Origin of the sequence: Pseudomonas sp. YY-1, assembly GCF_002843095.1 — a bacterium.
Taxonomy (GTDB): domain Bacteria; phylum Pseudomonadota; class Gammaproteobacteria; order Pseudomonadales; family Pseudomonadaceae; genus Aquipseudomonas; species Aquipseudomonas sediminis_A.
In genome coordinates this window covers 26,954-53,920 of the sequence record NZ_PJLX01000003.1, presented here as the reverse complement: position 1 = coordinate 53,920, position 26,967 = coordinate 26,954, and the positions used below count along the sequence as shown (strand labels likewise).

The following is a 26,967-nucleotide window of genomic DNA, read 5'->3' as shown; positions in this document are numbered from 1 at the left end:
GGCTTCAGCCGCGAGCTTTTCGCCGCTACGACTGCATGGATGCAGGAGGTAGAGCGAAGCAGGACGCCAGAGCCGAAAGCGTCTTCCACCGTGTGTTGCCGAAGGCATAAAAAAAAGCCCGCACAAGGCGGGCTAAGCGTGGCTCTTGCACCAGAGCTTGAATAAGGGTTCGGCGAGGAACATCACCAGAAACAGCCGTAGCACCTGCAGGGCAGTGACCAGCGCTACCGATAGCTGCAAGGCTTCGGCGGTCAGACACAGCTCCGTGATACCGCCCGGCATCATGCCCAGCATCAACGACAGATGGTCTTCGCCGGCCAGCCAACCAAGGGCTTCGCCGAGTGCGGCAGCGGCGAGCATCGCCAGCAGGGTGAAGGCCAGCACGCGGGCGAGAAAACCCGGCGCGCTGCGGAAGAAGGCGCGGTCGAAGTGACAGCCCAGGGCGCAACCGATCAGCCATTGGCCAAGCTGGCCCATACCTTGCGGCAGGCCCAGATGCAGGTCGAAACTGGCACTGGCCACGGCGCAGGCGACCAGTGGACCAAGCATCCAGGGGTTGGGTTGTTTAAGATGTCCCCAGAGCACTGCCAGCACAGCACCAGCGGCGAGCAGACCAATCAGCCAGGTCCAGTCCACCGGTGCGCGAGGTGGCGCGCTGACGTCGGGCAGGCCCCAGGTGAACAGCGCCGGAATCAGCAGCACCACCAGCAGCAGGCGCAGACTATGCGCCGCAGCGACACGTGCGGGTTGCGCGTCGTGACGCAGGGCCAGATTGACCATCTCGCTGGCGCCGCCAGGCATGCTGGCGAAGAAGGCGGTAGCACGGTCTACGCCGGCACGGCGAAGGATGGCGATGCCGATCAGGCTGAGCAGAAGCGTGCCGAAAGCGCCCATGACGATAACGGGCAAGTGGCTGAGCACCTGTTCCAGCACGTCGCTGGTGAAATGCAGGCCGATACCGCTGGCCACCAGCCACTGTCCGGCCTTGCGCCCGCCGGGCAGTTCACTGAAGGGGCGGTCGGCCAGACAGCGCACGGCGATGACCGCCAGCAAGGAACCGACCATCCACGGCAAAGGCCAGCCGGCGAGGCTGGCCAGGTAACCGCCGACCATTCCGGCCAGCGGCGTTACCCAAAGATCACGCGGCAGTGGCATCAGCCCCAGCCTTGATCTGCTTGCGTCGACGCATCCAGCGGATGCCCGGCAGGGCCAGCATCAGCGCTACCAGCGCCCACAGTACCAGGGTGATCGGGCTGCCCCAGAGGATGCCCAGGTCACCAGCGGAGATCGACAGCGCGCGACGCAGGTTGTCTTCCATCATCTCACCCAGTACGAAGCCGAGAATCACGGCCGAGAGTGGGAAATCCAGCTTGCGCAGGATGTAGCCAAACACGCCAAGCGCGATCATCAATACTAGGTCGAAGGTGGTGCTGTGTACCGCGTAGACACCGACCATGCTGATCACGGTGATGGCGGGCACCAGCACCCAGTTCGGCACGCTGAGCATGCGCGAGAACAGGCCGACCAGCGGAATGTTCATCACCAGCAGGATGATGTTGCCGATGAACAGCGAGGCGATCAGACCCCAGACCACGTCGGGCTGCTGTTCGAACAGCAGCGGGCCGGGTGTGATGTTGTACAGGGTCAGCGCACCGATCATCACTGCGGTGGTGCCCGAACCCGGCACGCCAAGGGTCAGCATCGGGATCAGCGAGCCGCAGGCCGAAGCGTTGTTGGCCGACTCAGGCGCCGCAACGCCGCGCAGGTCACCGTCGCCGAACTTGCCGCTGTCACCCGCCAGGCGCTTCTCGGTCATGTAGGTCATGGCGCTGGCGATGGTTGCACCGGCGCCCGGCAGTACGCCAATGATGAAGCCGGCGACCGAGCTGCGAATCATGGTCCAGAAGGTGAAGCAGTATTCCTTGAAGTTGAACAGCACGCGGCCGCTGGCCTTCACGGCCTTCTGGCCGTTGTGGGTGTTTTCCAGCATCAGCAGAATTTCGCTGACACTGAAGAAGCCGATCACCACGATGACGAACTGGATGCCGTCGGACAAGCTGACACTGTCGAAGGTGAAGCGGTATACCCCAGTGGTGGAGTCGACCCCGACTGTGGCCAGTGCCAGGCCGATCAGGGCCGAGAGCAAGGTCTTGACCGGCTTGTCGCCGACCATGCCGCCGAGGCAGGCAATCGCGAAGATCATCAGTACGAAGTACTCGGCCGGGCCGAAGGCCACTGCCCATTTCGCCAGGATCGGCGCGAACAGCACCACACCGCAGGTGGCGATCATGCTGCCGGTGAAGGAGCTCACTGCCGACAGCGACAGGGCGATGCCGGCCTTGCCCTGACGTGCCAGCGGGTAGCCGTCGAGGGTGGTCATCACCGCGGCGGCATCGCCGGGTACGTTGAGCAGAATGGCGGAAATACGGCCGCCATACTCGCAGCCCAGATAGACGGCGGCGAGCAGAATCAGTGCGGTTTCCGGCGGCAGGCCAAGGGCGAAGGCCAAGGGCAGCAGCAGGGCGACACCGTTGATCGGGCCCAGGCCCGGCAGCAGACCGACGATGGTGCCAACGAAGGCACCGAACAGGGCAACCAGCAGGTTGGTCGGCCGGGTGGCGACGTCAAAGCCCTGCATCAGAAAATGTAATGTTTCCATCTCAGCTCTCCACCAACGCTTCGAACACGCCCAGTGGCAGCGGAACGTCTAGCGCATAATCGAACAATGCATACAGCAGCACACCCATCAGGGCGCCACTAATCAGGCACGGCAGCACACGACCCGTGAACAGCAGGCCCAGAACGAAGGTTGCCAGTGCGGTGCTGAGGACGAAGCCCAGGGGTTCGAAGAGCAGGGCATAGGCCAACAGTGTCAGGATGCACAGGCCTGCACGCTGCAGCGCCTGGCGGCTGAGCGCCTCGGTCTGCGGACCCGGCTTGAAGATCAGCCAGGCGGCACCAGCAGCCATCAATGCCAGCAGCAGCAGCGGATAGGCCCTCGGGCCGACAGGGTCGTAGGCGAAGGGGGCCTGGAAACCCCAGGCGATGACTGCGAGAAAGGCGCACAACAGCAGCCAGATCGCAGCGAACAGGCGAACGTACATAGCAGTGGTCTCTTGCGTTGGGACAGGATCGAGCGGCGAGGCGCTCAACTACAGGTTCGGCGTCGGGCAACGCCGAACCTGTCGATGCACTTATTCCTGCATCAGGCCGAATTCACCGGCCAGGGTCTTGTACTCGGCAACCTGCTTGTGCACCAGGGTATCGAGGTCATCACCGGTAACCGACAATGGCAGCAGGTCGCGTTGTTCACGCAGCTTGGCGAACTCTTCGCTGGCCAGCAGGGTGTCGAACTGCTGTTTCCACCAGTTGAACTGCTCGTCGCTGACTTCCGGGCCCATGTAAAAACCGCGGATCACCGGCCAGGTGATGTCGTAGCCCTGCTCCTTGGCTGTCGGGATCTCGGCCAGTTTGCCCGGCAGGCGCTCATCGGAGAGCACCGCGAGGATGCGTACTTTCTTCGCTTCCAGTTGCGGGGTGACTTCACCCAGGCCGCTGCTGGTGACCTGTACATGGCCGCCGAGCATGGCGGTGAGAGTTTCACCGCCGCCTTCGAAGGCAACATAGCGCAGGTTCTTCGGCTCGATCCCGGCCAGACGGGCGATCAGCGCGGTCTGCATCCAGTCCTGGCCGCCGATGGTGGCGCCGGCGCCGAAGACGATGCTGGACGGATCTTTCTTCAGGGCCTGAACCAGGTCATCGAGATTCTTGTACGGAGAGTCGGCGCGCACGGTGATCGCACCGTAGTCGGTACCGACCGCGGCCAGCCAACGTACGGCGTTTTCGTCATAACGACCGAACTTGCCCTGGGCCAGGTTCAGCAGCGAGCCCGAGGAGAAGGCGGTGATGGTGCCCGGGTCCTTGGCGCGCTGAGCGACCACGGCGTTGTAGGCCACGGCGCCGACACCGCCTGGCATGTAGGTGACGCGCATTGGCGCCTTGAGCAGGCCTTCGTCTTTCAGACCACTCTGGGCCAGTTTGCAGGTCAGGTCGAAACCACCACCGGGCTTGGCCGGGGCGATGCATTCGGGGCGCTTGGGTTCGGCAGCCAGCAGTTGGCTGGCGAAGGCCAGGCAGGCAGTCGCCAGAGCGGCGCGGGTCAGTACGGATTTCATGATGGGTGATTCCTCACGAGTCTTGTTGTTGTTTACCAAATCGGCAGGGTGTAGCCGACGATGACACGGTTCTCGTCCGCGTCGCGGGCGAAGTCGGAGCGGAAGCTGGCGTTGCGCACGCGTACGTAGAGGTCCTTGAGCGGGCCGGTTTGCACCACGTACTTGAACTCGATATCGCGTTCCCATTCGCCGCCACGGTCGTCGGAGCCGGCGATACGTGCGTCGTCACCACGGATGTAACGGGTCATGAACGTCAGGCCGGGAACCCCGATGCTGGCGAAGTTGTAATCGTAGCGGGCCTGCCAGGAACGCTCGTCGGCGTTGGCGAAGTCGTTGATCTGCACGAAGTTGACCAGAAACGGATCGCTGCCATCGATGTAGGCAAAGCCGGTGTCGCCGCTCATGTCCTGGAAACCCAGGCCGAATTTGTGCGCCCCCAGGCCATAGCTGACCATGCCGTTGATGGCGCGGTTGTCGACCTTGCCGGCCTTGGCCGCGCCACTGTCGCTGCTGTAGATCAGGCGCAGATCGCTGCTCAGGGTGCCAGGACCGATCTTGTGGCTGGTGAGCAAGCCGAGGAAGTGCTGACGATAGATGTCATCCAGATCGGCGAAGTAGTAGCGGCCGGTGACACCCGGGGTGAATTTGTAGTCGACGCCGGCCAGGTCCAGATGATCGGCACTGATGCCACCGGCAAAGCGGCTGTTCTTGCTGTTCAGTACCAGGTCTTCTTCGTCGGTGGATGCGCGGTCGATGACCTTGTCCAGGCGACCACCAGTGAAGGTCAGGCCCTCGAGTTCTGAAGAGGTCAGCAAGCCACCTTCGAATACCTGCGGCAGCAGACGGCTGTCGCTGGCCTTGACCACGGGCAGCTCGGGAACGTGCGAGCCATAGCGCAGCTCGGTTGCGGAGACCTTGACCTTGGCGGTCAGGCCTAGGCGGCTGAATTCGTCGGCTGAGCGACCATCATCATGTACGGGCAGCAGATCGGTGCCGGTGCGGCCTCGACCGGAGTCGAGCTTGAGGCCGAGCAGACCCATGGCGTCGACACCGAAACCGACGGTGCCTTCGGTGAAGCCGGATTGCAGGTCAAGACGAAAGCCCTGACCCCATTCTTCACGTTTGTTCTGGCCGGAACCTTCGCGGAAATCGCGATTGAAATAGATGTTGGTAGCGGTGAGGCTGGCACTGCTGTCTTCGATGAAGGCGGCGTTGGCGAGGGGGGCAGCGCCGGTAGCGGCGATGGCCAGGCAGAGCAGGCGGATAGGCGGCAAAGCCTGGCGTGAGGCTGCGAGCATCATGTGGTCTCCGTTATTGTTCTTGTCGCTGCCTGGCACCACTGTCAGGTCGCTTGAGCAGGTGGATCGAGCCACCTTGCAACGATGCTATGAGGGCAAGCTTTCACTAGGCTTTCATGAAAGAAAGATTTTTATGGCGTTGCGATGTTGCGTTCCGGCAGGTCACGCGAGCGGGCAAACAGATGCTGCTTTGGCATTTGAGCAATTCACAGCAGCCGTGGCGGCGCTACACTGCGCGCCTTTAACGATGCTGCAGTTGGAGGTGGCGGTGCGGATTCTGCTGGTCGAAGACCACCCGCAATTGGCGGAAAGCGTGGCTCAGGCGCTCAAGGGCGCCGGCTGGACTGTGGACGTTCTGCATGATGGCGTTGCCGCTGACCTTGCGCTGTGCAGCGAAGAGTACGCCTTGGCAATCCTCGATATCGGCCTGCCACGCCTGGACGGCTTCGCGGTGCTGGCGCGCCTGCGTGACCGCGGCCAGACCCTGCCGGTACTGATGCTGACTGCACGTGGCGAAGTGAAAGACCGCGTGCATGGCCTCAACCTTGGGGCAGATGACTACCTGGCCAAACCCTTCGAGCTGACCGAGCTGGAGGCTCGGGTCAAAGCGCTGCTGCGGCGCAGCGTGCTGGGCGGTGAGCAATTGCAGCGCTGCGGCGACCTGGTCTACGACCTTGGCGCACGTCGTTTCAGTCTCAAAGGCGAAGCGCTCAGCCTGACTGCCCGTGAACAGGCAGTGCTGGAGGCGATGATCGCCAGGCCGGGCAGGGTGATGAGCAAGGAGCAACTGGCGGCGCAGGTGTTCGGTCTGGACGAGGATGCCAGTCCGGATGCCATCGAGATCTACATCCACCGCCTGCGCAAGAAGCTCGAGGGTAGTGCTGTACGCATCGTCACCTTCCGTGGTCTCGGCTACCTGTTGGAAGCGGTCGAGGCATGAGCCGTGGTGTCAGCCTGCGTGGGCGTCTGCTGCGGCGTCTGGCGCTGCTGTTGTCGCTGATCTTGCTGCTGAGCAGCTTCAGTGCCTATTGGAGTGCGCGCCGCGCAGCTGACACCGCCTATGACCGAACGCTACTGGCATCGGCGCGTGCAGTGGCTGATGGTCTCTATGCCGACGACGGTCGGCTGCTCGCCAATATTCCTTACGTGGCACTGGATACCTTTGCCTACGACAGCGCTGGACGCATCTACTACCAAGTGCTTGACCTGCAGGGCAATCAGGTTTCCGGCTATGAGGACCTGCCGCCAGCGCCAGCGGGCACGCCACGCACTGACGATTATCCGGCGCTGGCGCACTTCTACGACGCCGTTTACCGCAACCAGGGCGTGCGAGTTGTCAGCCTGCTGCAGCCGGTCAGCGAACCGCAGCTCAATGGCATCGCTGAAATTCGTGTGGCGGAGACGCAGGGCGCGCGCGAGCGCATGGCCCGTGAGCTGCTGATTGGCACCCTGTGGCGTATGGGCTTGCTTTCGTTCAGTGCACTGCTGCTGGTGTGGTTGGCCGTTAATCTGGCCTTGCGGCCACTGGAGGCGCTACGCCGGGAGGTGGCGGAAAGGGCCAGCGAAGACCTGCAGCCGTTGCCGGATAGTGGCCTGCCGCGAGAGGTGCTGCCGCTTGTGGAGGCCTTGAACCAATTCAACGAGCGGTTGCGAGGCCTGTTCGAGCGGCAGTCGCAGTTCATTGCCGATGCCGCCCATGAGTTGCGTACGCCTCTGGCGGCGCTGAAAGCGCGCATCACCCTGGGCTTGCGTGCCGAGCAGCCCGAGCAATGGCGTAGCACTCTTGAACAGGTGGCGCAGCAGGGTGACCGCCTGACGTTGCTGGCCAATCAACTGCTGTCGCTGGCGCGTATCGAGAGTGGTGCGCGAGCCATTACCGAAGGCGGTGCTCAGCGTATCGATCTCAGTCAGCTGGCGCGTGAACTGGGGCTGGCCATGGCGCCACTGGCTCATGCCCGTGGTGTCGCGCTGGCGCTGGAGGCTGATCATTCGGTGTGGATCGATGGCGAGCCCACGTTGCTCAACGAGTTACTCAATAACCTGCTGGATAACGCATTGGCGCATACACCGGCCGGCGGCAACCTGATCATCCGCGCACTGGCGCCGTCGGTACTCGAGGTTGAGGATGACGGTCCGGGTATTCCCGAGGCCGAGCATGAGAAGGTTTTCGAGCGTTTCTACCGACGTAGCAACCTCGGCAATGGCGCAGGCCTCGGCTTGGCCATCGTTGGTGAGATCTGTCGCGCCCATCAGGCTCGTATCAGCCTGCATCAAGCGCAGCCGCATGGCCTGCGGGTACGTGTCGAGTTTCCGTTATCAGTGGCTGAGGCTTAGCGGCTGCTGAATCTCCAGCAGGTACTGGGAAACCTTGCCACTGTCGCGCAATTGATTCAGGCCACGATTGAAGCGTTGCACCAGTTGGTCATTGCCCGGCACCTCGCGCGATAGCAGCAGATGCAGACTGTCGCTGCGCAGAGGCTTGCGATGAACGCTCAGGCGCTGGCGTTCGGCAGCGCTGAATTTCTGATAGAGCAGGTCGAAGCCCACCACCTTGTCCACGGGAAACACATCGATGCGCCCGGCCAGCAACTGGCGCAGGCCCTGTTCATCACCGGTCAGGCGTACCACCTCGAGCTCTCCGGCGGCTTCGGCACGTTGAAAGGCTTCGCCGTAGTCATAGCCACGGGTACCCGCAATGCGCAGACCGCGCAGATCCTCGACATCGTTCCAGTCAAACGCGTGGCTCTTGCGATGAAACAGGTAGTAACCGCTTTCGACCACCGGCTCGCTGATGTGAAAGTGTTGTTCACGTTCGGGGTTGGCAAGCCAGACGGCGCTGCCGTCGCGGGTACCTTCCTCGGCCATTTTCAGCGAGCGTGCCCAGGGGTGAAATTCCCATTGCACTTCGACGCCTTGCAGCGCAAATGCCTCGGCGACGATGCGTGAGGCCACGCCATGGTGGGGCAGGGTTTCGCCGAGGTACGGCGGCCATTCGCCGTTGGTGAGGCGCACCTGCTCGCCAGCCTGGGCGCTGCCGAGCATCAGGACGAGCAGGAGAAATGCGTAACGCATGGCCCTACTTCCTCAAGCGAATGGCTCGAGTGTAGAGGCATTTTGCCATCCATGGCGAGATGCTTTTATTGCAGCATGCTCATGGCTGCTTCCATGGCAGCGGAGAGGTCTTCGTCGGCCTGCATGTCGACCTGCGGATCAAGACCGAGCTTGGCGAACGCCGGCACCTTGCTCCAGTCCAGCTGGGTGTAGGGGTGCTCGCTGCCCAGGTAGCTCTGCAGTGTGGCGACCTGGACGATATCGACATAATCGACCTTGGCCGAGTCGCGCGTGAAGTCCAGATACTGGCTCGGCACGATGGCGATGGGTTCGGGAAATTCCCAGGTGCGCAGGATCTTGTCGCCGATGATCGGGTGAATCTGCTCGATGACATGGTTGAGGCTGATGGAGTCGGCCAGCAGCTCGTTATGCTCTTCGGCGTAGGTGAGGATCGGCAGCACGCCGATCTGGTGCACCAGGCCGGCGAGCGTAGCCTGGTCCGGCATCAGGCGGGTGTAGTGACGGCACAGCACGTGGCAGATACCGGCGATCTCGGTGCTCTTGTTCCACACCTCGCGCATCTTGCGGTCGACCACGTCGCTGGTGGCCTGGAACATCTGCTCCATGGCCAGGCCGGTGGCCAGGTTGCAGGTGTAGTTGATGCCCAGACGGCTGACGGCCATCTGCAGGTCGGTGATCTCCTTGTTGCTGCGCAGCAGCGGGCTGTTGACCACCTTGATGATGCGCGCGGTGAGGGCGGCGTCGTTACCGATTACCTTGCTGATCTGCGGAATACCCACATCCGGGTCTTCGGCTGCTTCACGCACCCGCAATGCCACCTCGGGCAGGGTGGGCAGTACCAGCTCATCGTTTTCGATGGCGTGGATCAGTTCCTGTTGGACTTTTTCGGCAAGCTTGCTCATGAAGTAGCTCTCTTAGGCGATCCGATGCGGCGCCGGGGAAGTTTAGTCAGCGCTGGATTTCCTGGTCGGCATCCAGCTGATAAGGCAGGTCGAGCAGGGTCAGGGGCGGGCCTTCACTGCTGCCGAGATGAATGCGGCCGTCGTTCACGGCGTCTTCCTGCAACACGGCGAGCAGCTCGATGGCGTCGCCGGCCTGGGCCGCCAGCACCACTTCGCCAACGCTGGAGCCATGCACCGGTGAGAACAATTCGACGCCGACGGCCGGTAGCTCTGCAGCGACCAGACGCAGGCGCTGCAGGCGGCGCTTGAGCTTGCCCAGGTACTGCATGCGCGCGACGATTTCCTGGCCGGTGTAGCAGCCTTTCTTGAAACTCACGCCGCCGAGGGCCTGCAGGTTGATCATCTGCGGGATGAACAGCTCACGTGTCGCGCCGAACACCTGGCCCACCCCCGCACGGACCTGAGCCAGCAACCAGTCGTTCAGTGGCGCCTGCGGCAGTTGAGCGGCCAATTGGGCTTGCAGCTTTGGCGCTTCCTCTGCCGGCGCCCAAAGTTCGGCGCGGCCATCGCTCAGGCGTACGGCGAGCAGTTGGCCGGCGCTGGCCAGGGAATCACTGGCGGTGCCCAGCTGCAGATCGAGTTCGCTCAGCACGGCATCGGCGCCCGCCAGGCCAAAACGGACCCAGGCGGCGCTTTCGTCGCTGAGCTTGGATTTGGAGAACACCGCATATTTCTGCAGATCGGCCTGCTGCGACTCGATCAGTTCGCGTGCCATGGCCAGCAGGTATCCGTCTTCCACCGGGACGATGCGAAAGCTCGACAGCATGCGGCCCTTGGGCGTGCAGCGGGCGCCAAGGCTGGACTGGCTGGCACTGAGGTAATTGATATTGCAGGTCACTTGGCCCTGCAGGAACTTGGCTGCGTCCGCGCCGCGTACGGCGAGCAGGCCTTCGTGATCGAGGAGTGTGAAGTAAGCGCTATCGGCCATGATGCAAATCGAATCACTGAATAAAGGTCAGGGGCGTCATCATAGTGGGCAGGGTGGGGCCTTGTCAGCGCAATTGCGCAGCGTCTCGGTGAACAGCGAGGCAATTCGCCGTTATACTGCCGGCCTCGTTCGAGGAGTCCGTTGCATGGTTGAGCAAAGTGAACTGAATCGCCTGTTCTGGCATAGCCGCCGTGGCATGCTGGAGCTGGACGTGCTGCTGGTGCCTTTCGTCAAGGAGGTGTACCCGAGCCTGGATGCCGAGAACCAGGCGCGCTATCGCAAGCTGCTGGAGTGCGAGGATCAGGACATGTTCGGCTGGTTCATGCAGCGCGGCGAGCCCGAGGATGCCGACCTGCGCCATATCGTGCGCATGATCCTGGACCGTGTCCAACCCAAGTGATGTCTTCGAGTGCCGTTGGCAGCCATCACGCTGGCTGCTGAGGCTCTACCTGTCGGTCCAGGCGCTGGCCTTGCTGGCGCCGTGGCTGGCCGACATTCCCACCTGGTCCAGGCTGCTGTCACTCGTGGCGTGCCTGGCACATGCCGCCTGGGCGCTACCGCGACACGTCTTGCTGACTGCGCCACAGTCCATCACGGGTTTGCGCCGTGATGGATTCGGCTGGCATCTATACAGCGTTGCAGCAGGCTGGCAGGCGGTGCAGCTGCGCCCTGACAGTCTGGCGTTGCCGCTGGCGGTGGTGCTGCGCTACCGCCTGCCAGGCCAGCGTTTCAGTCGTGGGCTGTGCATTGCCCGCGATGCGCTGGCGCCCGAGCAGCACCGGCGCCTGCGCTTGCGTCTGAAGTTCAGCCGGCGGCGCTGGGCTGAGCCTGGGACGTCGGCGTCAGAATAGTGTCGCGGGCTTCGGCCAACTGCTCGGGGTAGTCGAGGGTGTAGTGCAGCCCGCGGCTTTCATGACGCTGCATGGCCGAGCGGATCATCAGCTCGGCGACCAGTGCGAGGTTGCGCAGCTCGATCAGATCACGACTGACCTTGTAGTTGGAATAGAACTCGTCGATCTCGTCCAGCAGCAGGCGCACGCGGTGTTGCGCGCGCTGCAGGCGCTTGTTGGTGCGCACGATACCGACGTAGTCCCACATGAAACGCCGCAGCTCATCCCAGTTGTGGGCGATGATCACGTCCTCGTCGGAGTCGGTCACCTGGCTGGCGTCCCAGTCCGGGAGGTTGCTGGGCATGCCGATGCTGTCCAACTGCTCGACGATATCGGCGCAGGCTGAGCGCGCATAAACGAAGCATTCGAGCAGCGAATTGCTGGCCATGCGGTTGGCGCCATGCAGGCCGGTAAAGCTGGTTTCGCCAATGGCGTAGAGGCCGGGCACGTCGGTGCGGCCATGCTGGTCGACCACCACGCCACCGCAGGTGTAATGCGCCGCCGGCACCACCGGGATGGGCTGCTTGGTGATGTCGATGCCAAAGCCCAGGCAGCGTTCGTAGACGGTGGGGAAATGACTCTTGATGAATTCGGCCGGCTTGTGACTGATGTCCAGGTACACGCAGTCGACGCCCAGGCGCTTCATTTCATGGTCGATGGCGCGGGCAACGATATCGCGTGGTGCCAGTTCGGCGCGCTCATCGAAACGCTGCATGAAGCGTTCGCCATTGGGCAGTTTGAGCAGGCCGCCTTCGCCACGCACGGCTTCGGTGATCAGGAAGCTCTTGGCCTGCGGGTGATACAGGCAGGTAGGGTGGAACTGGTTGAACTCCAGGTTGCCGACGCGACAGCCGGCACGCCAGGCCATGGCGATGCCATCGCCACAGGCACCGTCGGGGTTGCTGGTATAGAGGTAGACCTTGGCCGCGCCGCCGGTGGCGAGAATCACGAAGCGCGCGCTGAAGGTGTCCACTTCACCGCGGTCACGATCCAGTACGTAAGCGCCCAGACAGCGCTCGCCATCCAGGCCGAGCTTGCGCTCGGTAATCAGGTCGACGGCGACGCGCTGCTCGAGTAGCTCGATGTTCGGGCGTTGCCGGGCCTGCTCCAGCAGCGTATTGAAGATCGCTGCACCGGTAGCGTCGGCTGCGTGAATGATGCGTCGATGGCTATGGCCACCTTCGCGGGTCAGGTGGAACTCGAAACCGCCATCCTCGCGCGCAGTTTCATCGTCGCGGGTAAAAGGCACGCCCTGGTCGATCAGCCACTGGATGGCTTCGCGGCTATGTTCTACCGTGAATCGCACCGCGTCTTCGCGGCACAGACCGGCGCCTGCGTCGAGGGTGTCGGCGACGTGGGATTCGACCGTGTCGGTGTCATCCAGTACTGCCGCTACACCACCTTGCGCCCAGTAGGTCGAGCCGTTGGCGAGATTGCCTTTGCTCAAGACCGCGATGCGCAAGTGGGTTGGAAGGGTAAGGGCGAGGGTCAGGCCGGCGGCACCGCTGCCGATAACCAGAACGTCGTGCTGGAAGTGTTGGCTCATGTCCGAGTTCCGCGTGAAAGCGAGCCCTAGTATATAGAGAGGGGCAGCGGCACAATAGGTGGCTTATGACCGACCGTGGTGCTCGGGAACTTTCTTAGTCATTAAGGTTCCATAGAGGGTCGCCCATATAAGGGAGAGCGCTTGCGCGTGCCTGCATCTGAAGTTAACGGAGGGTGTGGGAAATGAGCGGCGATAAGATTATTTGCGCGAGCGGAAAGGTTCCGCTGGCGCTATTCCCGGCAGAGAAAAGCAATCTCTGCGGGAAGCTTGCTTGGAGGGGAGAACTTTTGCGTAAGACCCGAGTCTATCTTGGCAAGCTGATTCGCTTACGGGTGCAAGCCTCCTCCAAGCCTCATGAGGAGAGTGCATGCTAACCCAGGAAGATGATCAGCAACTGGTCGAGCGAGTGCAGCGTGGTGACAAGCGTGCCTTCGATCTGTTGGTGCTGAAGTATCAGCACAAGATCCTCGGTTTGATCGTGCGATTCGTGCACGACACCCACGAGGCTCAGGACGTTGCTCAGGAGGCTTTCGTAAAAGCCTACCGAGCGCTTGGAAACTTTCGCGGTGACAGTGCGTTCTATACATGGCTGTACCGCATCGCCATCAACACGGCGAAGAATTATCTGGTGTCCCGCGGTCGGCGGCCGCCGGATAGTGATGTCAGTAGCGATGACGCGGAGTTCTACGATGGCGATCACGGCCTCAAGGACATCGAGTCACCGGAGCGGGCATTGCTGCGCGACGAGATCGAAGCCACGGTGCATCGAACCATCGCCCAGTTGCCAGATGACCTGCGCACGGCTCTGACCTTGCGTGAGTTTGAAGGTCTGAGTTACGAGGACATTGCCGGTGTCATGCAGTGCCCGGTAGGAACAGTGCGTTCACGGATCTTCCGTGCACGTGAGGCAATTGATAAGTCCCTGCAGCCTCTGCTGCAGGAAACCTAAGGCAGCGGCGACAGCCAAGAGAGGAACACCATGAGTCGTGAAACCCTGCAGGAATCGCTGTCCGCGGTGATGGATAACGAAGCGGACGAACTGGAACTGCGGCGCGTGCTCGCAGCCAGCGATAATGGCGAGTTGCGTGGTACCTGGTCGCGTTACCAGGTAGCCCGTGCAGCCATGCATCGTGAGCTGTTGGTGCCGCAACTGGACATCGCATCCGCCGTGTCTGCGGCGCTGGCCGACGAAGCCGTTCCAACCCGCAAAGCACCCATCTGGCGTAGCGTCGGGCGTGTAGCCGTAGCAGCGTCGGTGACTGTTGCAGTGCTGGCTGGTGTGCGCTTCTACAACCAGGATGACCTGAGCGGTGCCCAACTCGCCCAGCAGGAAGCCTCTCCGGTACTTTCGGTACCTCAGGTGCAAGGTCCTGCATTGCTCGCTGGTTACAACAGCAGCGAGGAAGTCGGCGAACCCGCTGAAGCTGGCACCGCCAGCTGGCATGAGCAGCGCCTGCCGAACTACCTGCGTCAACATGCGCAGGAAGCCGTGATGGGTACCGGTGAAACCGCTCTGCCTTATGCTCGGGCTGCAAGTCTGGAAAACCGCTAAGCGCTAAGGAGTCACATGCGCGCGATTCCCCTCTACCTTCTCGGTGGTCTGCTGGCTCTGCCGGTTCAGGCCTCCGAGGTGCAGGACTTGCTCGGGCGCCTCGCGGCGGCGGAGCGCCAGCAAAGCTTCCAGGGTACGTTCATCTATGAACGCAATGGGAGTTTTTCCACCCATGCCGTGTGGCATCAGGTGGAGGAGGGGGGCGAAGTTCGCGAGCGCCTTCTGCAGCTCGATGGTCCTGCCCAGGAAGTATTCAAGGTCGATGGTCAGGCTCAGTGCGTCAGTGGCGCGTTGGCCGATCAGGTCAGTGAGGGGCAAGCCTGGCCTGCCCGTCAGCTGGATGCCGAGCAACTGAGCAACTGGTACGACATTCGTGTCGCCGGTCAGTCGCGCATCGCCAATCGTCCTGCCGACGTTCTGGTGTTGGCGCCCAAGGATCAGCACCGTTACGGCTTCGAGTTGCACCTGGATCGAGAAACCGGCCTGCCGTTGAAGTCCCTGCTCTTGAACGAGCGCGGTCAGCTTCTGGAGCGGTTCCAGTTCGCTCGGCTGGATACCTCCGCCCCGGTGGCGAGCGCCATGCAGCCGAGTTCGGGATGTCGTCCGGTACGTTTGCGTGCTGCCGACAGCATGGCCGAAGGCAGCTGGCGTTCGGATTGGCTGCCTCCAGGCTTTACCTTGACTGCCGCGCAGCTACGTCGTGATCCTTCTTCTGATAACTCTGTCGCCTACATGATGTACGGCGATGGTTTGGCACGATTCTCGGTTTTCCTTGAGCCCCTGAAAGGCAGCGTTGTTGATGATGCGCGCAGCCAGCTGGGGCCGACCGTTGCCGTTTCGCGGCGCATGAGCACCGATGCAGGTGACGTGATGGTTACCGTGGTCGGTGAGATTCCTTTGGGTACTGCCGAGCGTATCGCCCTGTCCATGCGTGCCGGAGTGCCTGAACAGGCTAGCCAATGATCGAAGAGCAGGGGCGTGTAGTGGCGCTCGAGCCCGGCGCTGTCTGGGTCGAGACGCTACGCAAGAGCACCTGCTCGAGTTGTTCGGCCAATGCGGCGTGCGGTCAGGGGTTGATGGATCGTCTCGGCGTAGGTCGGCAGCGCGGTTACGTGCGCGCCCTCAGTCAAACGCCGCTTGCCGTCGGCGACACCGTGATCATCGGTGTGCGCGAAGATCTGCTGGTGCGCAGTTCTCTTCTGGTTTATCTGCTTCCTCTTCTGGGTCTGTTCGCCGCTGCGCTGCTGGCGGACGGTCTGGGTCTGTCCGAGCCTCTGGTGATCTTCGCCGGCCTGAGTGGTCTGCTTGCTAGTTGGCTATTGGTTCGCTGGCGCGCTGCTCGCGTTGCCGAGAACCCCTTATTACAGCCCGTTGTCCTACGTGCGCTGCTGGTGTCTGTGCCAGCGGCGGGTTGAGAGTGTCCGAGTTTTACATGGGGAGTCGTAGTTCGATGAGAAAACTCAAGTCCATTGCGCCGCTGCTGGCGGTTGCCTTGCTCTGGGGGCAAAGTCTGTTCGCTCAGGCCAGCCTGCCAGACTTCACCAATCTGGTAGAGGAAGCTTCGCCCGCGGTCGTCAATATCAGTACCCGCCAGAAGATGCCCGAGCGCGCCGTTGCCGGACAGCCAGGGATGCCTGATCTGGAAGGTCTGCCGCCGATGTTCCGCGAGTTCTTTGAGCGCAGCATCCCGCAGGCTCCGCGCAACCCGGGCGGCCGCCAGCGCGAGGCGCAGTCGCTGGGCTCTGGTTTCATCATCTCGCCGGATGGCTACATCATGACTAACAATCATGTGGTCGCCGATGCTGACGAGATCATCGTGCGTCTCTCCGATCGCAGCGAGCTGGAAGCCAAGTTGATTGGCGCCGATCCGCGCAGCGATGTCGCGCTGCTCAAGGTCGAGGGCAAGGATTTGCCTGTGGTACGTCTGGGCAAGTCTGACGAGCTGAAGGTCGGCGAGTGGGTGCTGGCCATCGGTTCACCGTTCGGCTTCGACCACTCGGTGACCGCCGGGATCGTCAGCGCCAAGGGGCGCAATCTGCCGAGCGACAGCTACGTGCCGTTCATCCAGACCGACGTGGCGATCAACCCGGGTAACTCCGGCGGTCCGCTGTTCAATCTGCAAGGTGAAGTAGTGGGTATCAACTCGCAGATCTTCACCCGTTCCGGCGGTTTCATGGGGCTGTCCTTCGCCATCCCGATGGAAGTGGCCATGCAGGTCGCCGACCAGCTCAAGGCCGACGGCAAGGTCACGCGCGGCTGGCTCGGTGTGGTGATTCAGGAAGTGAACAAGGACCTGGCCGAATCCTTCGGTCTGGACAAGCCCGCTGGCGCGCTGGTCGCGCAGGTCCTGGAAGATGGCCCGGCGGACAAGGGCGGCCTGCAGGTGGGTGACGTCATCCTCAACCTCAACGGCAAGCCGATCATCATGTCGGCCGACCTGCCGCACTTGGTTGGCGGGCTGAAACCGGGCGAGAAGGCCGAGCTGGATGTGGTGCGCGATGGCTCGCGCAAGAAGCTCAGCGTCACGGTTGGCACTCTGCCGGAAGAAGGCCAGGAACTGGCGTCGTCCGGTTCCGAGCAGGGTGGCGAGCGCAGCAATAACCGCCTGGGCGTCACGGTGGTGGAGCTGACCGCCGAGCAGAAGAAAGGTCTCGACCTCAAAGGCGGGGTTGTCGTGAAGGAAGTGCTCAACGGCCCGGCAGCGATGATCGGCCTGCGTCCGGGCGACGTGATCACTCACCTGAACAATCAGGCCATCGATTCAACCAGCACCTTCACTCAGGTGGCGCAGGAACTGCCGAAGAATCGTTCTGTGTCCATGCGAGTGCTACGTCAGGGGCGTGCCAGCTTCATCACGTTCAAGCTGGCTGAATAAGCCGGGTTCGTTGAAAAGGGCGCTTTCGGGCGCCCTTTTTCGTATCTGCACCAGCGCTGTGCAGACGTGACGCGGTCGCGAGGGATCGGGTACAATCCGCGGCTATTTTCGGCAAGCGTCTTGCCTGTGCCTTCTTTGAGTGTTGATCTGTGAGTGACCTGAGTCATATCCGCAATTTTTCCATCATTGCCCACATTGACCACGGCAAGTCCACCTTGGCTGACCGTTTCATCCAGATGTGTGGCGGTCTCACCGCGCGTGAAATGGAGGCTCAGGTTCTGGACTCCATGGACCTGGAGCGTGAGCGCGGCATCACCATCAAGGCCCACAGCGTCACCCTTCACTACAAGGCTAATGACGGCAAGACCTACCAGCTGAACTTCATCGATACGCCCGGCCACGTCGACTTCACCTACGAAGTCTCGCGATCGCTGGCTGCGTGCGAGGGCGCGCTGCTGGTGGTGGATGCCGGTCAGGGCGTCGAGGCGCAGTCGGTTGCCAACTGCTACACCGCCATCGAGCAGGGGCTGGAAGTAATGCCCGTGCTGAACAAGATGGACCTGCCGCAGGCCGACCCGGACCGCGTCAAGGACGAGATCGAGAAGATCATCGGCATCGACGCCACCGACGCCGTGGCCTGCAGTGCCAAGAGCGGCATGGGCGTGGACGAGGTGCTCGAGCGCCTGGTGCACACGATTCCTGCCCCGACTGGTGATATTGATGCGCCGCTGCAGGCGCTGATCATCGACTCCTGGTTCGACAACTACCTGGGCGTGGTCTCGTTGGTGCGTGTGCGCCATGGCCGCGTGAAGAAGGGCGACAAGATTCTGGTCAAGTCCACCGGCAAGGTGCACCTGGTCGACAGCGTTGGTGTCTTCACCCCGAAACACACCGCCACTGCGGATCTGAAAGCCGGTGAAGTGGGCTTCATCATCGCCAGCATCAAGGATATTCACGGTGCGCCGGTGGGTGACACCCTGACCCTGTCCTCGACGCCCGAAGTCGAAGTACTGCCGGGCTTCAAGAAAATCCAGCCGCAGGTCTACGCCGGCCTGTTCCCGGTCAGCTCCGATGACTTCGAGGATTTCCGCGACGCTCTGCAGAAGCTGACGCTGAACGACTCTTCGCTGCAATACATGCCGGAAAGCTCCGATGCCCTGGGCTTCGGTTTCCGTTGCGGCTTCCTCGGCATGCTGCACATGGAGATCATCCAGGAGCGCCTGGAGCGCGAGTATGACCTCGATTTGATCACCACCGCGCCGAGCGTGATCTACGAGTTGGAGCTCAAGACCGGCGAAACCATTGTCGTCGACAACCCCTCCAAGCTACCGGACGTTTCTTCGGTCACCGATTTCCGTGAGCCGATCGTCGATGCGACCATCCTGGTGCCGCAGGAGCACCTGGGTAACGTCATTACTCTGTGCATCGAGAAGCGTGGCGTGCAGCGCGACATGCAATTTCTCGGCTCGCAGGTTCAGGTTCGCTACGACATGCCGATGAACGAGGTGGTGCTGGACTTCTTCGACAAGCTGAAGTCCACCAGCCGCGGTTATGCATCGCTGGATTATCATTTCGATCGCTACCAGTCTGCCAACCTGGTCAAGCTGGATGTACTGATCAACGGCGACAAGGTCGATGCCCTGGCATTGATCGTGCACCGTGATAACGCGGCCTATAAAGGCCGTGCGTTGACCGAGAAGATGAAGGAACTGATTCCTCGGCAGATGTTCGATGTGGCGATCCAGGCAGCCATTGGTGGCCAGATCATCGCGCGAACCACTGTCAAGGCGCTCAGAAAGAACGTACTGGCCAAGTGTTACGGTGGCGACGTGAGCCGTAAGAAAAAGCTGCTCGAGAAGCAGAAGGCCGGTAAGAAACGCATGAAGCAGGTCGGTAACGTGGAGATTCCACAAGAAGCCTTCCTCGCCGTGCTCAGGTTGGATAGCTAAGGCTCTATGTCGATCAATTTCCCGCTCCTGTTGGTTATCGCGGTCGCCGTTTGCGGCTTTCTGGCCCTGGTCGATCTGATCCTGCTGGCTCCGCGCCGCCGTGCGGCAATTGCGGCGTACCAGGGGCGGGTCGACGATCCCGACGACAGGGTGCTGGAGCGCCTGAGCAAGGAGCCCTTGCTGGTCGAGTACGGCAAATCCTTCTTTCCGGTGCTGGCTATCGTGCTGGTACTGCGCTCGTTTCTGGTCGAGCCGTTCCAGATTCCATCCGGGTCGATGAAGCCGACCCTGGAAGTGGGCGATTTCATCCTGGTCAACAAATTCGCTTACGGCATTCGCCTGCCGGTGATCGACGAGAAAATCATCGAGGTGGACAACCCGCAACGCGGCGATGTGATGGTGTTCCGCTACCCCAGCGACCCGAGCATCAACTACATCAAGCGCGTGGTTGGTCTGCCGGGTGATCGTATCGAGTACACCCAGGGCAAGCGCCTGCTGATCAATGGTGAGCCGGTGGCCGAGAAACTGATCGGCGAAGAGGCCGGTAGCCTGGGCAGTGCGACGCTCTATCAGGAGCGCCTCGGCCAGGTCGAGCACACCATCCGCAAAGAAATGACCCGCATGCGCCGTGAACCCGGCGGCCAATGGGTGGTGCCGGAAGGGCACTTCTTCATGATGGGCGACAACCGTGACAACTCCAACGACAGCCGTTACTGGCGTGATCGTCATATCCCTCAGGAGCTGTGGGGCATGGTCCCGGACGACCATATCGTCGGCAAGGCCTTCGCCATCTGGATGAGCTGGCCGGAGCCCAAGACCGGCAATCTGCCCAATTTCTCTCGGGTCGGCCTGATTCATTGAGCACTGGCGCGCTGTTCAATGCAGTGCCACAGGCTATAAATAGTCTAGCCGTCAGGCTTTCCAACAAGACCGTCTATTGGGGATACACATGACTTTCGCGCGCTCGCAGCAGGGGCTTTCCATTCTGGGTTGGTTGGTGGCTCTGGCCGTGGTGGCATTTTTCGCCAGCACTGCCTTCAAGGTGATGCCGCACTATCTCGACTACATGTCGCTGGAGAAGATCATCACTTCGGTGGAAACCGACAAGGCGTCGGATGTACGCACCGTCGGTGAGTTTTACAACCATGTGAGCAAAGGCATGCAGGTCAACAACATTCGTGACCTGAACATGCGCGACGCTCTGCAGGTGAAGGTGGAGAACAACGAGTTTCTGGTCCACCTCAAGTATGAAAAACGCGAGCCGCTGATCGAGAACCTCGATCTGGTGGTGAATTTCGACAAAGAATTTCGTGTACGGATGCCGTGACTCCCAATCTGTCCCGCCTCGAGCGCAAGCTCGGCTATAGCTTCAAGGACCAGGACCTGATGGTCCTGGCTCTGACCCATCGCAGTTTCGCCGGCCGCAATAATGAGCGGCTGGAATTTCTCGGTGATGCCATCCTCAATTTCGTCGCCGGTGAAGCGCTGTTCGAGCGCTTCCCACAGGCCCGCGAAGGCCAGCTGTCGCGCCTGCGCGCACGCCTGGTCAAGGGCGAGACGCTGGCCGTGCTGGCCCGTGGTTTCGAGCTGGGTGAATACCTGCGCCTGGGCTCTGGTGAGCTGAAAAGCGGCGGGTTTCGTCGCGAGTCGATCCTGGCCGATGCCCTGGAGGCGCTGATTGGCGCCATCTATCTGGACACCGGTATGGATGCTGCACGCGAGCGCGTACTGGACTGGCTGACCGGCGAGTTGGACGGCCTGACCCTGGTCGATACCAACAAGGACCCGAAGACGCGCCTGCAGGAGTTTCTGCAGTCGCGTGCCTGCGAGCTGCCTCGTTACGAGGTGGTGGACGTACAAGGCGAGCCGCACTGCCGTACCTTCATGGTCGAGTGCCAGGTTTCCCTGCTCAATGAAAAGACCCTGGGCCAGGGCGGCAGCCGGCGTATCGCCGAGCAGGTCGCTGCGGCTGCGGCGCTGATCGCCCTCGGGGTGGAGAATGGCAATGACTGATGCACCTGTGACCCGTTGCGGCTACGTCGCCATCGTCGGCCGGCCCAACGTGGGCAAGTCGACGCTGCTCAACCACATCCTCGGGCAGAAACTGGCGATCACTTCGCGCAAACCGCAGACCACCCGCCACAACATGCTCGGTATCAAGACCGAGGGCGAGATTCAGGCCGTCTACGTCGATACGCCCGGCCTGCACAAGCACAACGACAAAGCACTCAACCGCTACATGAACCGTAGCGCCTCCACCGCGCTGAAGGACGTTGACGTCGTGGTGTTCGTGGTCGACCGCATGCGCTGGACCGACGAAGACCAACTGGTGCTGGAAAAGGTGCAGCACGTCAAATGCCCGATCCTGCTGGCGGTAAACAAATCCGATCGCCTGGAAGACAAGAGCGAGTTGCTGCCGCACCTGGGCTGGTTGGCCGAGCAATTGCCGCAGGCCGAGATCGTGCCGATCTCCGCGCTGCAAGGGCAGAACCTCGACACCCTGGAAGCGCTGGTGGGCGAGCGCCTACCAGAGTCCGAGCACTTCTACCCGGAAGACCAGATCACTGACCGCTCCAGCCGTTTCCTGGCGGCTGAGCTGATCCGCGAGAAGATCATGCGTCAGCTCGGCGCCGAGCTGCCGTACCAGATCACCGTGGAGATCGAGGAGTTCAAGCAGGAGGGCCGTATCCTGCACATCCATGGCCTGATCCTGGTGGAGCGCGACGGACAGAAGAAGATCATCATTGGCGACAAAGGCGAGCGCATCAAACGCATTGGCCAGGAAGCGCGCAAGGACATGGAAACCATGTTCGACTCCAAGGTGATGCTCAACCTCTGGGTCAAGGTCAAAGGCGGCTGGTCCGACGACGAACGCGCCCTGCGTTCGCTGGGTTACCTGGATTGATCGAGGCGCCATGCGCATCCTCGTTGTTGCTCATGGCGCATTCTGGCGGTTATTCATATGACTTCTGCCGCCTACGTTCTGCATAGCCGTCCGTACAAGGAAAGCAGCGCCCTGGTGGACTTCTTCACCGCTCAGGGCCGGGTGCGTGCCGTGCTGCGCGCTGCACGCGGCAAGGTCGGCAGCATCGCCCGGCCTTTTGCGCCGCTGGAGTTGGAGCTACGCGGGCGTGGCGAGCTGAAGACCGTTGGCCGCCTGGAAAGCGCCGGCATTCCTCTGTTGCTGACGGGCGAGGCGCTGTTCTCTGGGCTTTATCTCAATGAACTACTGATCCGTCTGCTGCCGGCCGAAGACCCGCATCCTATGATGCTCGAACACTACGGCCTGACCCTGCAGGCGCTAGCGGCCGGTCGGCCGCTGGAGCCACTACTGCGCGCATTCGAATGGCGCCTGTTGGACGAGCTGGGCTATGGTTTCGCCCTGGATCGTGACCAGCACGACCAAGCCATCGATCCGGCGGCGCTGTATCGCTGGCAGCAGGACATCGGCCTGGTAGCGGTGGTACAACTGCAACCCGGTGTATTCCAGGGCCGCGAACTGTTGGCCATGGCAGAAGCCGATTGGCAGACACCGGGTGCGCTGGCTGCCGCCAAGCGCCTGATGCGTCAGGCGCTGGCACCTCATCTTGGCGGTAGGCCTTTGGTCAGCCGCGAACTTTTCATGACGCTCAAGGAGTCCAAGCGTGACTGAGGCCAATCGTATTCTGCTCGGCGTGAACATCGACCACGTCGCCACCCTGCGCCAGGCTCGTGGCACGCGCTACCCGGACCCGGTCAAGGCTGCGCTGGACGCCGAAGAAGCCGGTGCCGACGGCATTACCGTGCACCTGCGTGAAGACCGTCGGCACATTCAGGATCGCGACGTACGTGTGCTGGCCGATGTGCTGCAGACGCGGATGAACTTCGAAATGGGCGTCACCGATTTCATGCTCGGTTTCGCCGAGCAGATCCGTCCGGCGCATGTCTGCCTGGTACCGGAAACCCGCCAGGAGCTGACCACCGAAGGCGGTCTCGATGTGGCCGGGCAGGAGGCGCGTATCGCAGCGGCGGTGGAGCGGCTGACGCTGGCCGGTTGCGAGGTATCGTTGTTCATCGACGCCGAGGAGCGGCAGATTGAGGCGGCCATGCGGGTCGGCGCGCCGGCTATCGAACTGCACACCGGTCGCTATGCTGATGCGCATACCGCGGAAGAAGCTGCGCATGAGCTTTCACGCATTCGCGATGGCGTTATCTGCGGCCTGAACCACGGGCTGATTGTCAACGCCGGTCACGGCTTGCACTACCACAACGCCGAGGCCGTCGCCGCGATTCCCGGCATCAACGAACTGAACATCGGCCACGCTATCGTCGCCCATGCGTTGTTCGTTGGTTTCAAGCAGGCTGTCGCCGAGATGAAGGCGCTGATCGTCGCCGCGGCCGATCGCGGCTGAACGTAGTCGAGTGCTGGGGAGTTGGGCGTTCAACTGCCGTTCGGGTGGCTGATCGTAGGGTGCGCTGTGCGCACCGGCAGGCGCCGCGGTGCGCACGGCGCACCCTACACAGCTCTGTGCGATCGTCTGAATCTCTAAGTAAGCGCCGCCCCATTCAGCCCTGTGCGAAAGCCTGAACCATCTGCCTGGCGAGCGCCTCGACGGCGCCATTGCGTTGATGGCCGAGAATCAGTTTGATGTGGTACTCGCCAAGGGCAGGCAAGCCCTGCTCCGCACCGAGCCGGCGCAGGGGCGGTCTGACCAGGCTGCGCGGGAGTGGCGCGATAGCCAGATCTGCGGTCATCGCTGCTTCCTGGCCGGCGCACTGCTCGCACGAATAGGCGATGCGATACGCCAATCCTTGTCGATCCAGTGCATCAATTGCAGTCCTGCGCCAGGCGCAGCCAGGGTTGGCCAGCGCCAGCGGCAAGGGCGAGCGCTGCATGGCCAGGCCTCCATCACGTCCGGCCCAGACCAGTTCCTCGGAATAGATCACTTCGCCGCGTGAGTCATCCAGACCGTCGTTGCCGGCGTTGATCAGGGTCAGGTCCAACTCGCCGGCATCCAGTTTGGCCACCAGATCCACACTGCGCCCCACGTTTACCTCGACTTCCACGGCCGGGTGGCTGCGGGCGAACAGCATGAGCACACTGGGTAACACGCGGTCACCGATATCGTTCGGCGTGCCGAAGCGCACGCGGCCGGTCAGCGTCGGGGTGAGAAAGCGTGCCACCGCTTCTTCGTTGAGTTTGAGCAGACGCCTGGCGTAGCCCAGCAGCAACTCGCCCTCGGCAGTCAGTTGCACGCGCCTGGCCTCGCGAGTGAACAGGCGCTGGCCGAGCGTTTCCTCCAGGCGCTTGATTTGCAGGCTCACGGCCGCCGTGCTGCGAAATATTTGCGCCGCGGTGCGGGTGAAGCTGCCGCTGTCGGCGATGGCGACGAAGGTACGCAGCACATCGCTTTCCAGAAGCGGCAGATTGGTCGTGGCTGTTGTGTGCATTGTCGTTAAGTATTACTTAATTCAGTATTTGATATTTGTCGTTTGTTTGAACGATAGGCGCGTTTCATTCTGATCGCAAGCCCGGCACAGGCCGGCAGCGAAATGGAGGAAAAGCCATGAACAGTTCGAGCAAGTACGACAAGTCGCGTCCGGCCGTGCCCGAGTTCTACATGCCGGCCATGTGGCCGCTGGATCTGCAGAACGCCATCGTCGACTGGGTGGGCGCCTGGTTCTGGCGGCGGCGCATGCGCCGCCTGCTGGCGCAGGATGCACAGGGGCAGATTCGCCTGGGTAGCGCTCGTGGTGTGGTGCAGCAGGGGGCCGGTGAGCCGCTGCGGCTGATCGCACAGCGGCGGGCGCGTTGGCTACGGCCGTAGGGCGGGTGCAATCGCCAATCGCAGTCTGGCGGGGGCGCTCGCCTTAACAGAGTCGCTGTTATCAGGGTTTGCGCGCGACCAGCACGGCGCGGGTCGGTGCCGGCAGGCCTTCGACGGTGCGGCTATGGTTGGCCGGGTCGAGGAACTCCGGCAGCGACTGAAAGCGCATCCACTCGGTGGCGCGTTGTTCTTCCACCGAGGTGGTGCTGACATCGACGCAGCGCACGTCCTCGAAACCGGCGCGGCGCAGCCAGCGTTCCAGCGCCGGCACCGAGGGCAGGAACCAGACGTTGCGCATCTGCGCGTAGCGGTCTTCCGGTACCAGCACCTGTTCGGCATCGCCTTCGACCACCAGGGTTTCCAGCACCAGTTCTCCGCCTTTGACCAAGGCATCCTTCAGATCGAGCAGGTGGTCGATGGGCGAGCGACGGTGGTACAGCACGCCCATGGAGAACACTGTGTCGAAGCCTTGCAGCTTGGCTGGTAGCTCCTCGAAGGCCAGTGGCAGGTGCCATACCGGTTGATCGGGCAGGTAGCGCTTCATCGCCAGGAACTGGCAGAGGAACAGCCAGTTGGGGTCGATGCCGACCACGCTGTCTGCGCCCGCACCGAGCATGCGCCACATGTAGTAGCCGTTGCCGCAACCGACATCGAGGATGCGTTTGCCGATCAGGTCCAGGTGCGGCGCGACGCGCTGCCATTTCCAGTCCGAGCGCCATTCGGTGTCGATATGCACGCCGAACAGCTCGAATGGGCCCTTGCGCCAGGGAATCAAGCCCTGCAGGGCCGCTTTCAATTGTGCGCGGGTCTCCTCGTCGCAGGCGCCGCCAAAGGCGAAACGTTGCACCAGCTCCAGCTCGCTCACTGGCAGATCCGGCAACGCCTGCACGGCGCCGTACCAGCGTGGGAGGTCGCCGTGACCGATGGCCAGTTTGGCATCGAGTTGCCCGGGCAGCTCACATGCCCAGTCCAGCAGCGGCGTGCCGGCCAGTTGCGCCTGCAGCGCGTCGAGATCCAGGTCGCGCATCATGGCAGGGCCACCAGCGAGGCGAAGTTCAGGCACTGGAACCAGGGCAGCACCTTGCTGAAACCGGCGGCCAGCAGGCGTTCGCGGTGCTGCTGGAGGCTGTCGGGAAGCATCACTTTCTCGATGGCGCTGCGTTTCTGCGCGATTTCCAGTTCGCTGTAGCCGTTGGCGCGCTTGAAGGCGACATGCAGCTCGGTGAGCAACTCATGCTCGGCGGCGTCTTCGAAGCGCAGTTTCTCCGAGAGAATCAGTGCGCCACCGGGCAGCAACGCCTGGCGAATGCGTGTCAGCAGATCCAGGCGCCGCTCCGGTGGGATGAACTGCAGGGTGAAGTTAAGCGTGACCAATGAGGTGGGTTGCAGGTCGAGCGCAAGAATGTCGGCCTCGATCACCTCCACCGGCAGCAGCTCCTGGAACATGGCGTCCTGGGCATGCAGGTACTCGCTGCAGCGGGCGATCATGGCCGGCGAGTTATCCACGGCGATCACCTTGCAGCCATCGACGCGCACGTGGCGACGCAGGGCCTGGGTGACTGCACCGAGCGAGGCACCGAGGTCGTACAGGGTGGTCTGCGGCTGGGCGAACTGACCGGCGAGCACGCCGATGTTCTCGACGATAGTCGGGTAGCCGGGAACCGAACGCTTGATCATGTCGGGGAAGACCCGCACCACGTCCTCGTTGAAGACGAAGTCGGGCACCTCGGGCAGAGGCTGGGCGAATAGACGATCAGGTTCTTGGCTCACGGCGGTCGCAACGGGTAGCGGAGAAGGCCGGCATTTTAGCAAAAAGACGGCCGCAAACCTTAGGCTACGAGCTGCAAGTGCAAGGTAATCAGGCACGCTTTTGTAGGAGCGGATTTATCCGCGATATTCGCGATGAGGTCGCG

The 26,967-nt window shown here is 62.2% G+C and carries 29 protein-coding genes; 17 read left to right on the top strand and 12 right to left on the bottom strand.

Annotation, left to right across the window (positions count from 1 at the left end):
* Window positions 1-132: 132 nt before the first annotated feature.
* The 5 genes from CXP40_RS05355 to CXP40_RS05335 all read right to left on the bottom strand — a co-directional run bounded on the left by CXP40_RS05355 (window position 133) and on the right by CXP40_RS05335 (window position 5,473).
* Window positions 133-1,155, bottom strand: coding sequence for an AbrB family transcriptional regulator (locus CXP40_RS05355; protein WP_106732950.1), 1,023 nt, complete (start codon window positions 1,153-1,155; stop codon window positions 133-135).
* The gene (locus CXP40_RS05350) at window positions 1,139-2,659 is read right to left on the bottom strand and encodes a tripartite tricarboxylate transporter permease (protein WP_106732949.1); all 1,521 of its coding nucleotides are present in this window, start codon (window positions 2,657-2,659) and stop codon (window positions 1,139-1,141) included. Before CXP40_RS05350 ends, CXP40_RS05355 begins: the two co-directional genes overlap by 17 nt.
* A 1-nt stretch (window position 2,660) precedes the next feature.
* Window positions 2,661-3,104: a tripartite tricarboxylate transporter TctB family protein gene (locus tag CXP40_RS05345; RefSeq protein ID WP_106732948.1), complete on the bottom strand. Its 444-nt coding sequence runs from the start codon at window positions 3,102-3,104 to the stop codon at window positions 2,661-2,663.
* 90 nt (window positions 3,105-3,194) lie between these two features.
* The gene (locus CXP40_RS05340; RefSeq protein WP_104727086.1) at window positions 3,195-4,175 is read right to left on the bottom strand and encodes a tripartite tricarboxylate transporter substrate binding protein; all 981 of its coding nucleotides are present in this window, start codon (window positions 4,173-4,175) and stop codon (window positions 3,195-3,197) included.
* A 32-nt stretch (window positions 4,176-4,207) separates the two neighbouring features.
* Window positions 4,208-5,473: an OprD family porin gene (locus CXP40_RS05335; RefSeq protein ID WP_256579255.1), complete on the bottom strand. Its 1,266-nt coding sequence runs from the start codon at window positions 5,471-5,473 to the stop codon at window positions 4,208-4,210.
* Window positions 5,474-5,741: 268 nt separating this feature from the next.
* Here CXP40_RS05335 and CXP40_RS05330 point away from each other — a divergent pair, with 268 nt between their 5' ends.
* Both CXP40_RS05330 and CXP40_RS05325 read left to right on the top strand, forming a co-directional pair.
* Window positions 5,742-6,413, top strand: coding sequence for a response regulator (locus tag CXP40_RS05330; protein ID WP_106733155.1), 672 nt, complete (start codon window positions 5,742-5,744; stop codon window positions 6,411-6,413).
* Window positions 6,410-7,807, top strand: coding sequence for a sensor histidine kinase (locus CXP40_RS05325; RefSeq protein WP_106732946.1), 1,398 nt, complete (start codon window positions 6,410-6,412; stop codon window positions 7,805-7,807). The genes CXP40_RS05330 and CXP40_RS05325 overlap by 4 nt, the downstream gene beginning before the upstream one ends.
* Here CXP40_RS05325 and CXP40_RS05320 read toward each other — a convergent pair.
* The 3 genes from CXP40_RS05320 to CXP40_RS05310 form a co-directional block, all read right to left on the bottom strand.
* Entirely contained in the window at window positions 7,790-8,545 is a 756-nt protein-coding gene (locus CXP40_RS05320; RefSeq protein ID WP_106732945.1) for an ABC transporter substrate-binding protein, read from the bottom strand. The genes CXP40_RS05325 and CXP40_RS05320 overlap by 18 nt on opposite strands.
* A 65-nt stretch (window positions 8,546-8,610) precedes the next feature.
* On the bottom strand, window positions 8,611-9,447 hold the full coding sequence (locus tag CXP40_RS05315) for an HDOD domain-containing protein (protein ID WP_017677773.1): 837 nt from the start codon (window positions 9,445-9,447) through the stop codon (window positions 8,611-8,613).
* Between the two features lie 46 nt (window positions 9,448-9,493).
* Complete coding sequence (locus CXP40_RS05310) at window positions 9,494-10,435, bottom strand: folate-binding protein YgfZ (RefSeq protein ID WP_106732944.1); 942 nt, start codon at window positions 10,433-10,435, stop codon at window positions 9,494-9,496.
* 145 nt (window positions 10,436-10,580) lie between these two features.
* Here CXP40_RS05310 and CXP40_RS05305 point away from each other — a divergent pair, with 145 nt between their 5' ends.
* Window positions 10,581-10,835 (top strand): succinate dehydrogenase assembly factor 2, encoded by a 255-nt coding sequence (locus CXP40_RS05305; protein ID WP_017677771.1) that lies wholly within the window; start codon window positions 10,581-10,583, stop codon window positions 10,833-10,835.
* A complete protein-coding gene (locus CXP40_RS05300) occupies window positions 10,819-11,286 on the top strand; it encodes a protein YgfX (RefSeq protein ID WP_106732943.1) in 468 nt (155 codons plus the stop codon). Before CXP40_RS05305 ends, CXP40_RS05300 begins: the two co-directional genes overlap by 17 nt.
* Here the strand turns inward: CXP40_RS05300 and nadB are convergent.
* Window positions 11,240-12,871: an L-aspartate oxidase gene (gene nadB, locus CXP40_RS05295; RefSeq protein WP_106732942.1), complete on the bottom strand. Its 1,632-nt coding sequence runs from the start codon at window positions 12,869-12,871 to the stop codon at window positions 11,240-11,242. The two genes, CXP40_RS05300 and nadB, sit on opposite strands and share 47 nt — an antisense overlap.
* Window positions 12,872-13,238: 367 nt before the next feature.
* On the opposite strand from nadB, the gene rpoE reads away from it, so the two are divergent.
* The 12 genes from rpoE to pdxJ all read left to right on the top strand — a co-directional run bounded on the left by rpoE (window position 13,239) and on the right by pdxJ (window position 23,638).
* Window positions 13,239-13,820, top strand: coding sequence for an RNA polymerase sigma factor RpoE (gene rpoE, locus CXP40_RS05290; protein WP_017677768.1), 582 nt, complete (start codon window positions 13,239-13,241; stop codon window positions 13,818-13,820).
* A gap of 30 nt (window positions 13,821-13,850) precedes the next feature.
* On the top strand, window positions 13,851-14,423 hold the full coding sequence (locus tag CXP40_RS05285) for a sigma-E factor negative regulatory protein (RefSeq protein ID WP_106732941.1): 573 nt from the start codon (window positions 13,851-13,853) through the stop codon (window positions 14,421-14,423).
* A gap of 15 nt (window positions 14,424-14,438) precedes the next feature.
* Window positions 14,439-15,386: a MucB/RseB C-terminal domain-containing protein gene (locus CXP40_RS05280; protein WP_106732940.1), complete on the top strand. Its 948-nt coding sequence runs from the start codon at window positions 14,439-14,441 to the stop codon at window positions 15,384-15,386.
* Complete coding sequence (locus CXP40_RS05275) at window positions 15,383-15,838, top strand: SoxR reducing system RseC family protein (RefSeq protein ID WP_106732939.1); 456 nt, start codon at window positions 15,383-15,385, stop codon at window positions 15,836-15,838. The genes CXP40_RS05280 and CXP40_RS05275 overlap by 4 nt, the downstream gene beginning before the upstream one ends.
* Window positions 15,839-15,873: 35 nt before the next feature.
* Window positions 15,874-17,298: a DegQ family serine endoprotease gene (locus tag CXP40_RS05270; RefSeq protein WP_106732938.1), complete on the top strand. Its 1,425-nt coding sequence runs from the start codon at window positions 15,874-15,876 to the stop codon at window positions 17,296-17,298.
* Window positions 17,299-17,447: 149 nt separating this feature from the next.
* Window positions 17,448-19,247: a translation elongation factor 4 gene (gene lepA, locus CXP40_RS05265; protein WP_106732937.1), complete on the top strand. Its 1,800-nt coding sequence runs from the start codon at window positions 17,448-17,450 to the stop codon at window positions 19,245-19,247.
* Window positions 19,248-19,253: 6 nt separating this feature from the next.
* The gene (lepB, locus tag CXP40_RS05260) at window positions 19,254-20,108 is read left to right on the top strand and encodes a signal peptidase I (RefSeq protein ID WP_106732936.1); all 855 of its coding nucleotides are present in this window, start codon (window positions 19,254-19,256) and stop codon (window positions 20,106-20,108) included.
* A gap of 88 nt (window positions 20,109-20,196) precedes the next feature.
* Complete coding sequence (locus CXP40_RS05255) at window positions 20,197-20,574, top strand: DUF4845 domain-containing protein (RefSeq protein WP_099522040.1); 378 nt, start codon at window positions 20,197-20,199, stop codon at window positions 20,572-20,574.
* Window positions 20,571-21,260, top strand: a complete 690-nt coding sequence (rnc, locus tag CXP40_RS05250) for a ribonuclease III (protein WP_037000004.1) — start codon at window positions 20,571-20,573, stop codon at window positions 21,258-21,260. Before CXP40_RS05255 ends, rnc begins: the two co-directional genes overlap by 4 nt.
* Complete coding sequence (era, locus tag CXP40_RS05245; protein ID WP_177429630.1) at window positions 21,247-22,152, top strand: GTPase Era; 906 nt, start codon at window positions 21,247-21,249, stop codon at window positions 22,150-22,152. The genes rnc and era overlap by 14 nt, the downstream gene beginning before the upstream one ends.
* Before the next feature lie 57 nt (window positions 22,153-22,209).
* Window positions 22,210-22,899 carry a DNA repair protein RecO gene (gene recO, locus CXP40_RS05240; RefSeq protein ID WP_106732934.1) on the top strand — a complete coding sequence of 230 codons (690 nt, stop codon included), beginning with the start codon at window positions 22,210-22,212 and terminating at the stop codon, window positions 22,897-22,899.
* On the top strand, window positions 22,892-23,638 hold the full coding sequence (gene pdxJ / locus CXP40_RS05235; RefSeq protein WP_013714669.1) for a pyridoxine 5'-phosphate synthase: 747 nt from the start codon (window positions 22,892-22,894) through the stop codon (window positions 23,636-23,638). Before recO ends, pdxJ begins: the two co-directional genes overlap by 8 nt.
* A gap of 154 nt (window positions 23,639-23,792) precedes the next feature.
* Here the strand turns inward: pdxJ and CXP40_RS05230 are convergent, their stop codons facing one another.
* A complete protein-coding gene (locus CXP40_RS05230; protein WP_106732933.1) occupies window positions 23,793-24,677 on the bottom strand; it encodes a LysR substrate-binding domain-containing protein in 885 nt (294 codons plus the stop codon).
* Between the two features lie 116 nt (window positions 24,678-24,793).
* On the opposite strand from CXP40_RS05230, the gene CXP40_RS05225 reads away from it, so the two are divergent.
* The gene (locus tag CXP40_RS05225) at window positions 24,794-25,054 is read left to right on the top strand and encodes a hypothetical protein (RefSeq protein WP_106732932.1); all 261 of its coding nucleotides are present in this window, start codon (window positions 24,794-24,796) and stop codon (window positions 25,052-25,054) included.
* A 61-nt stretch (window positions 25,055-25,115) separates the two neighbouring features.
* Here CXP40_RS05225 and cmoB read toward each other — a convergent pair whose 3' ends face one another.
* Together cmoB and cmoA are read right to left on the bottom strand one after the other, a co-directional pair.
* Window positions 25,116-26,084, bottom strand: a complete 969-nt coding sequence (gene cmoB, locus CXP40_RS05220) for a tRNA 5-methoxyuridine(34)/uridine 5-oxyacetic acid(34) synthase CmoB (protein WP_106732931.1) — start codon at window positions 26,082-26,084, stop codon at window positions 25,116-25,118.
* Window positions 26,081-26,824 carry a carboxy-S-adenosyl-L-methionine synthase CmoA gene (gene cmoA / locus CXP40_RS05215; protein ID WP_106732930.1) on the bottom strand — a complete coding sequence of 248 codons (744 nt, stop codon included), beginning with the start codon at window positions 26,822-26,824 and terminating at the stop codon, window positions 26,081-26,083. The genes cmoB and cmoA overlap by 4 nt, the downstream gene beginning before the upstream one ends.
* Window positions 26,825-26,967: the final 143 nt, after the last annotated feature.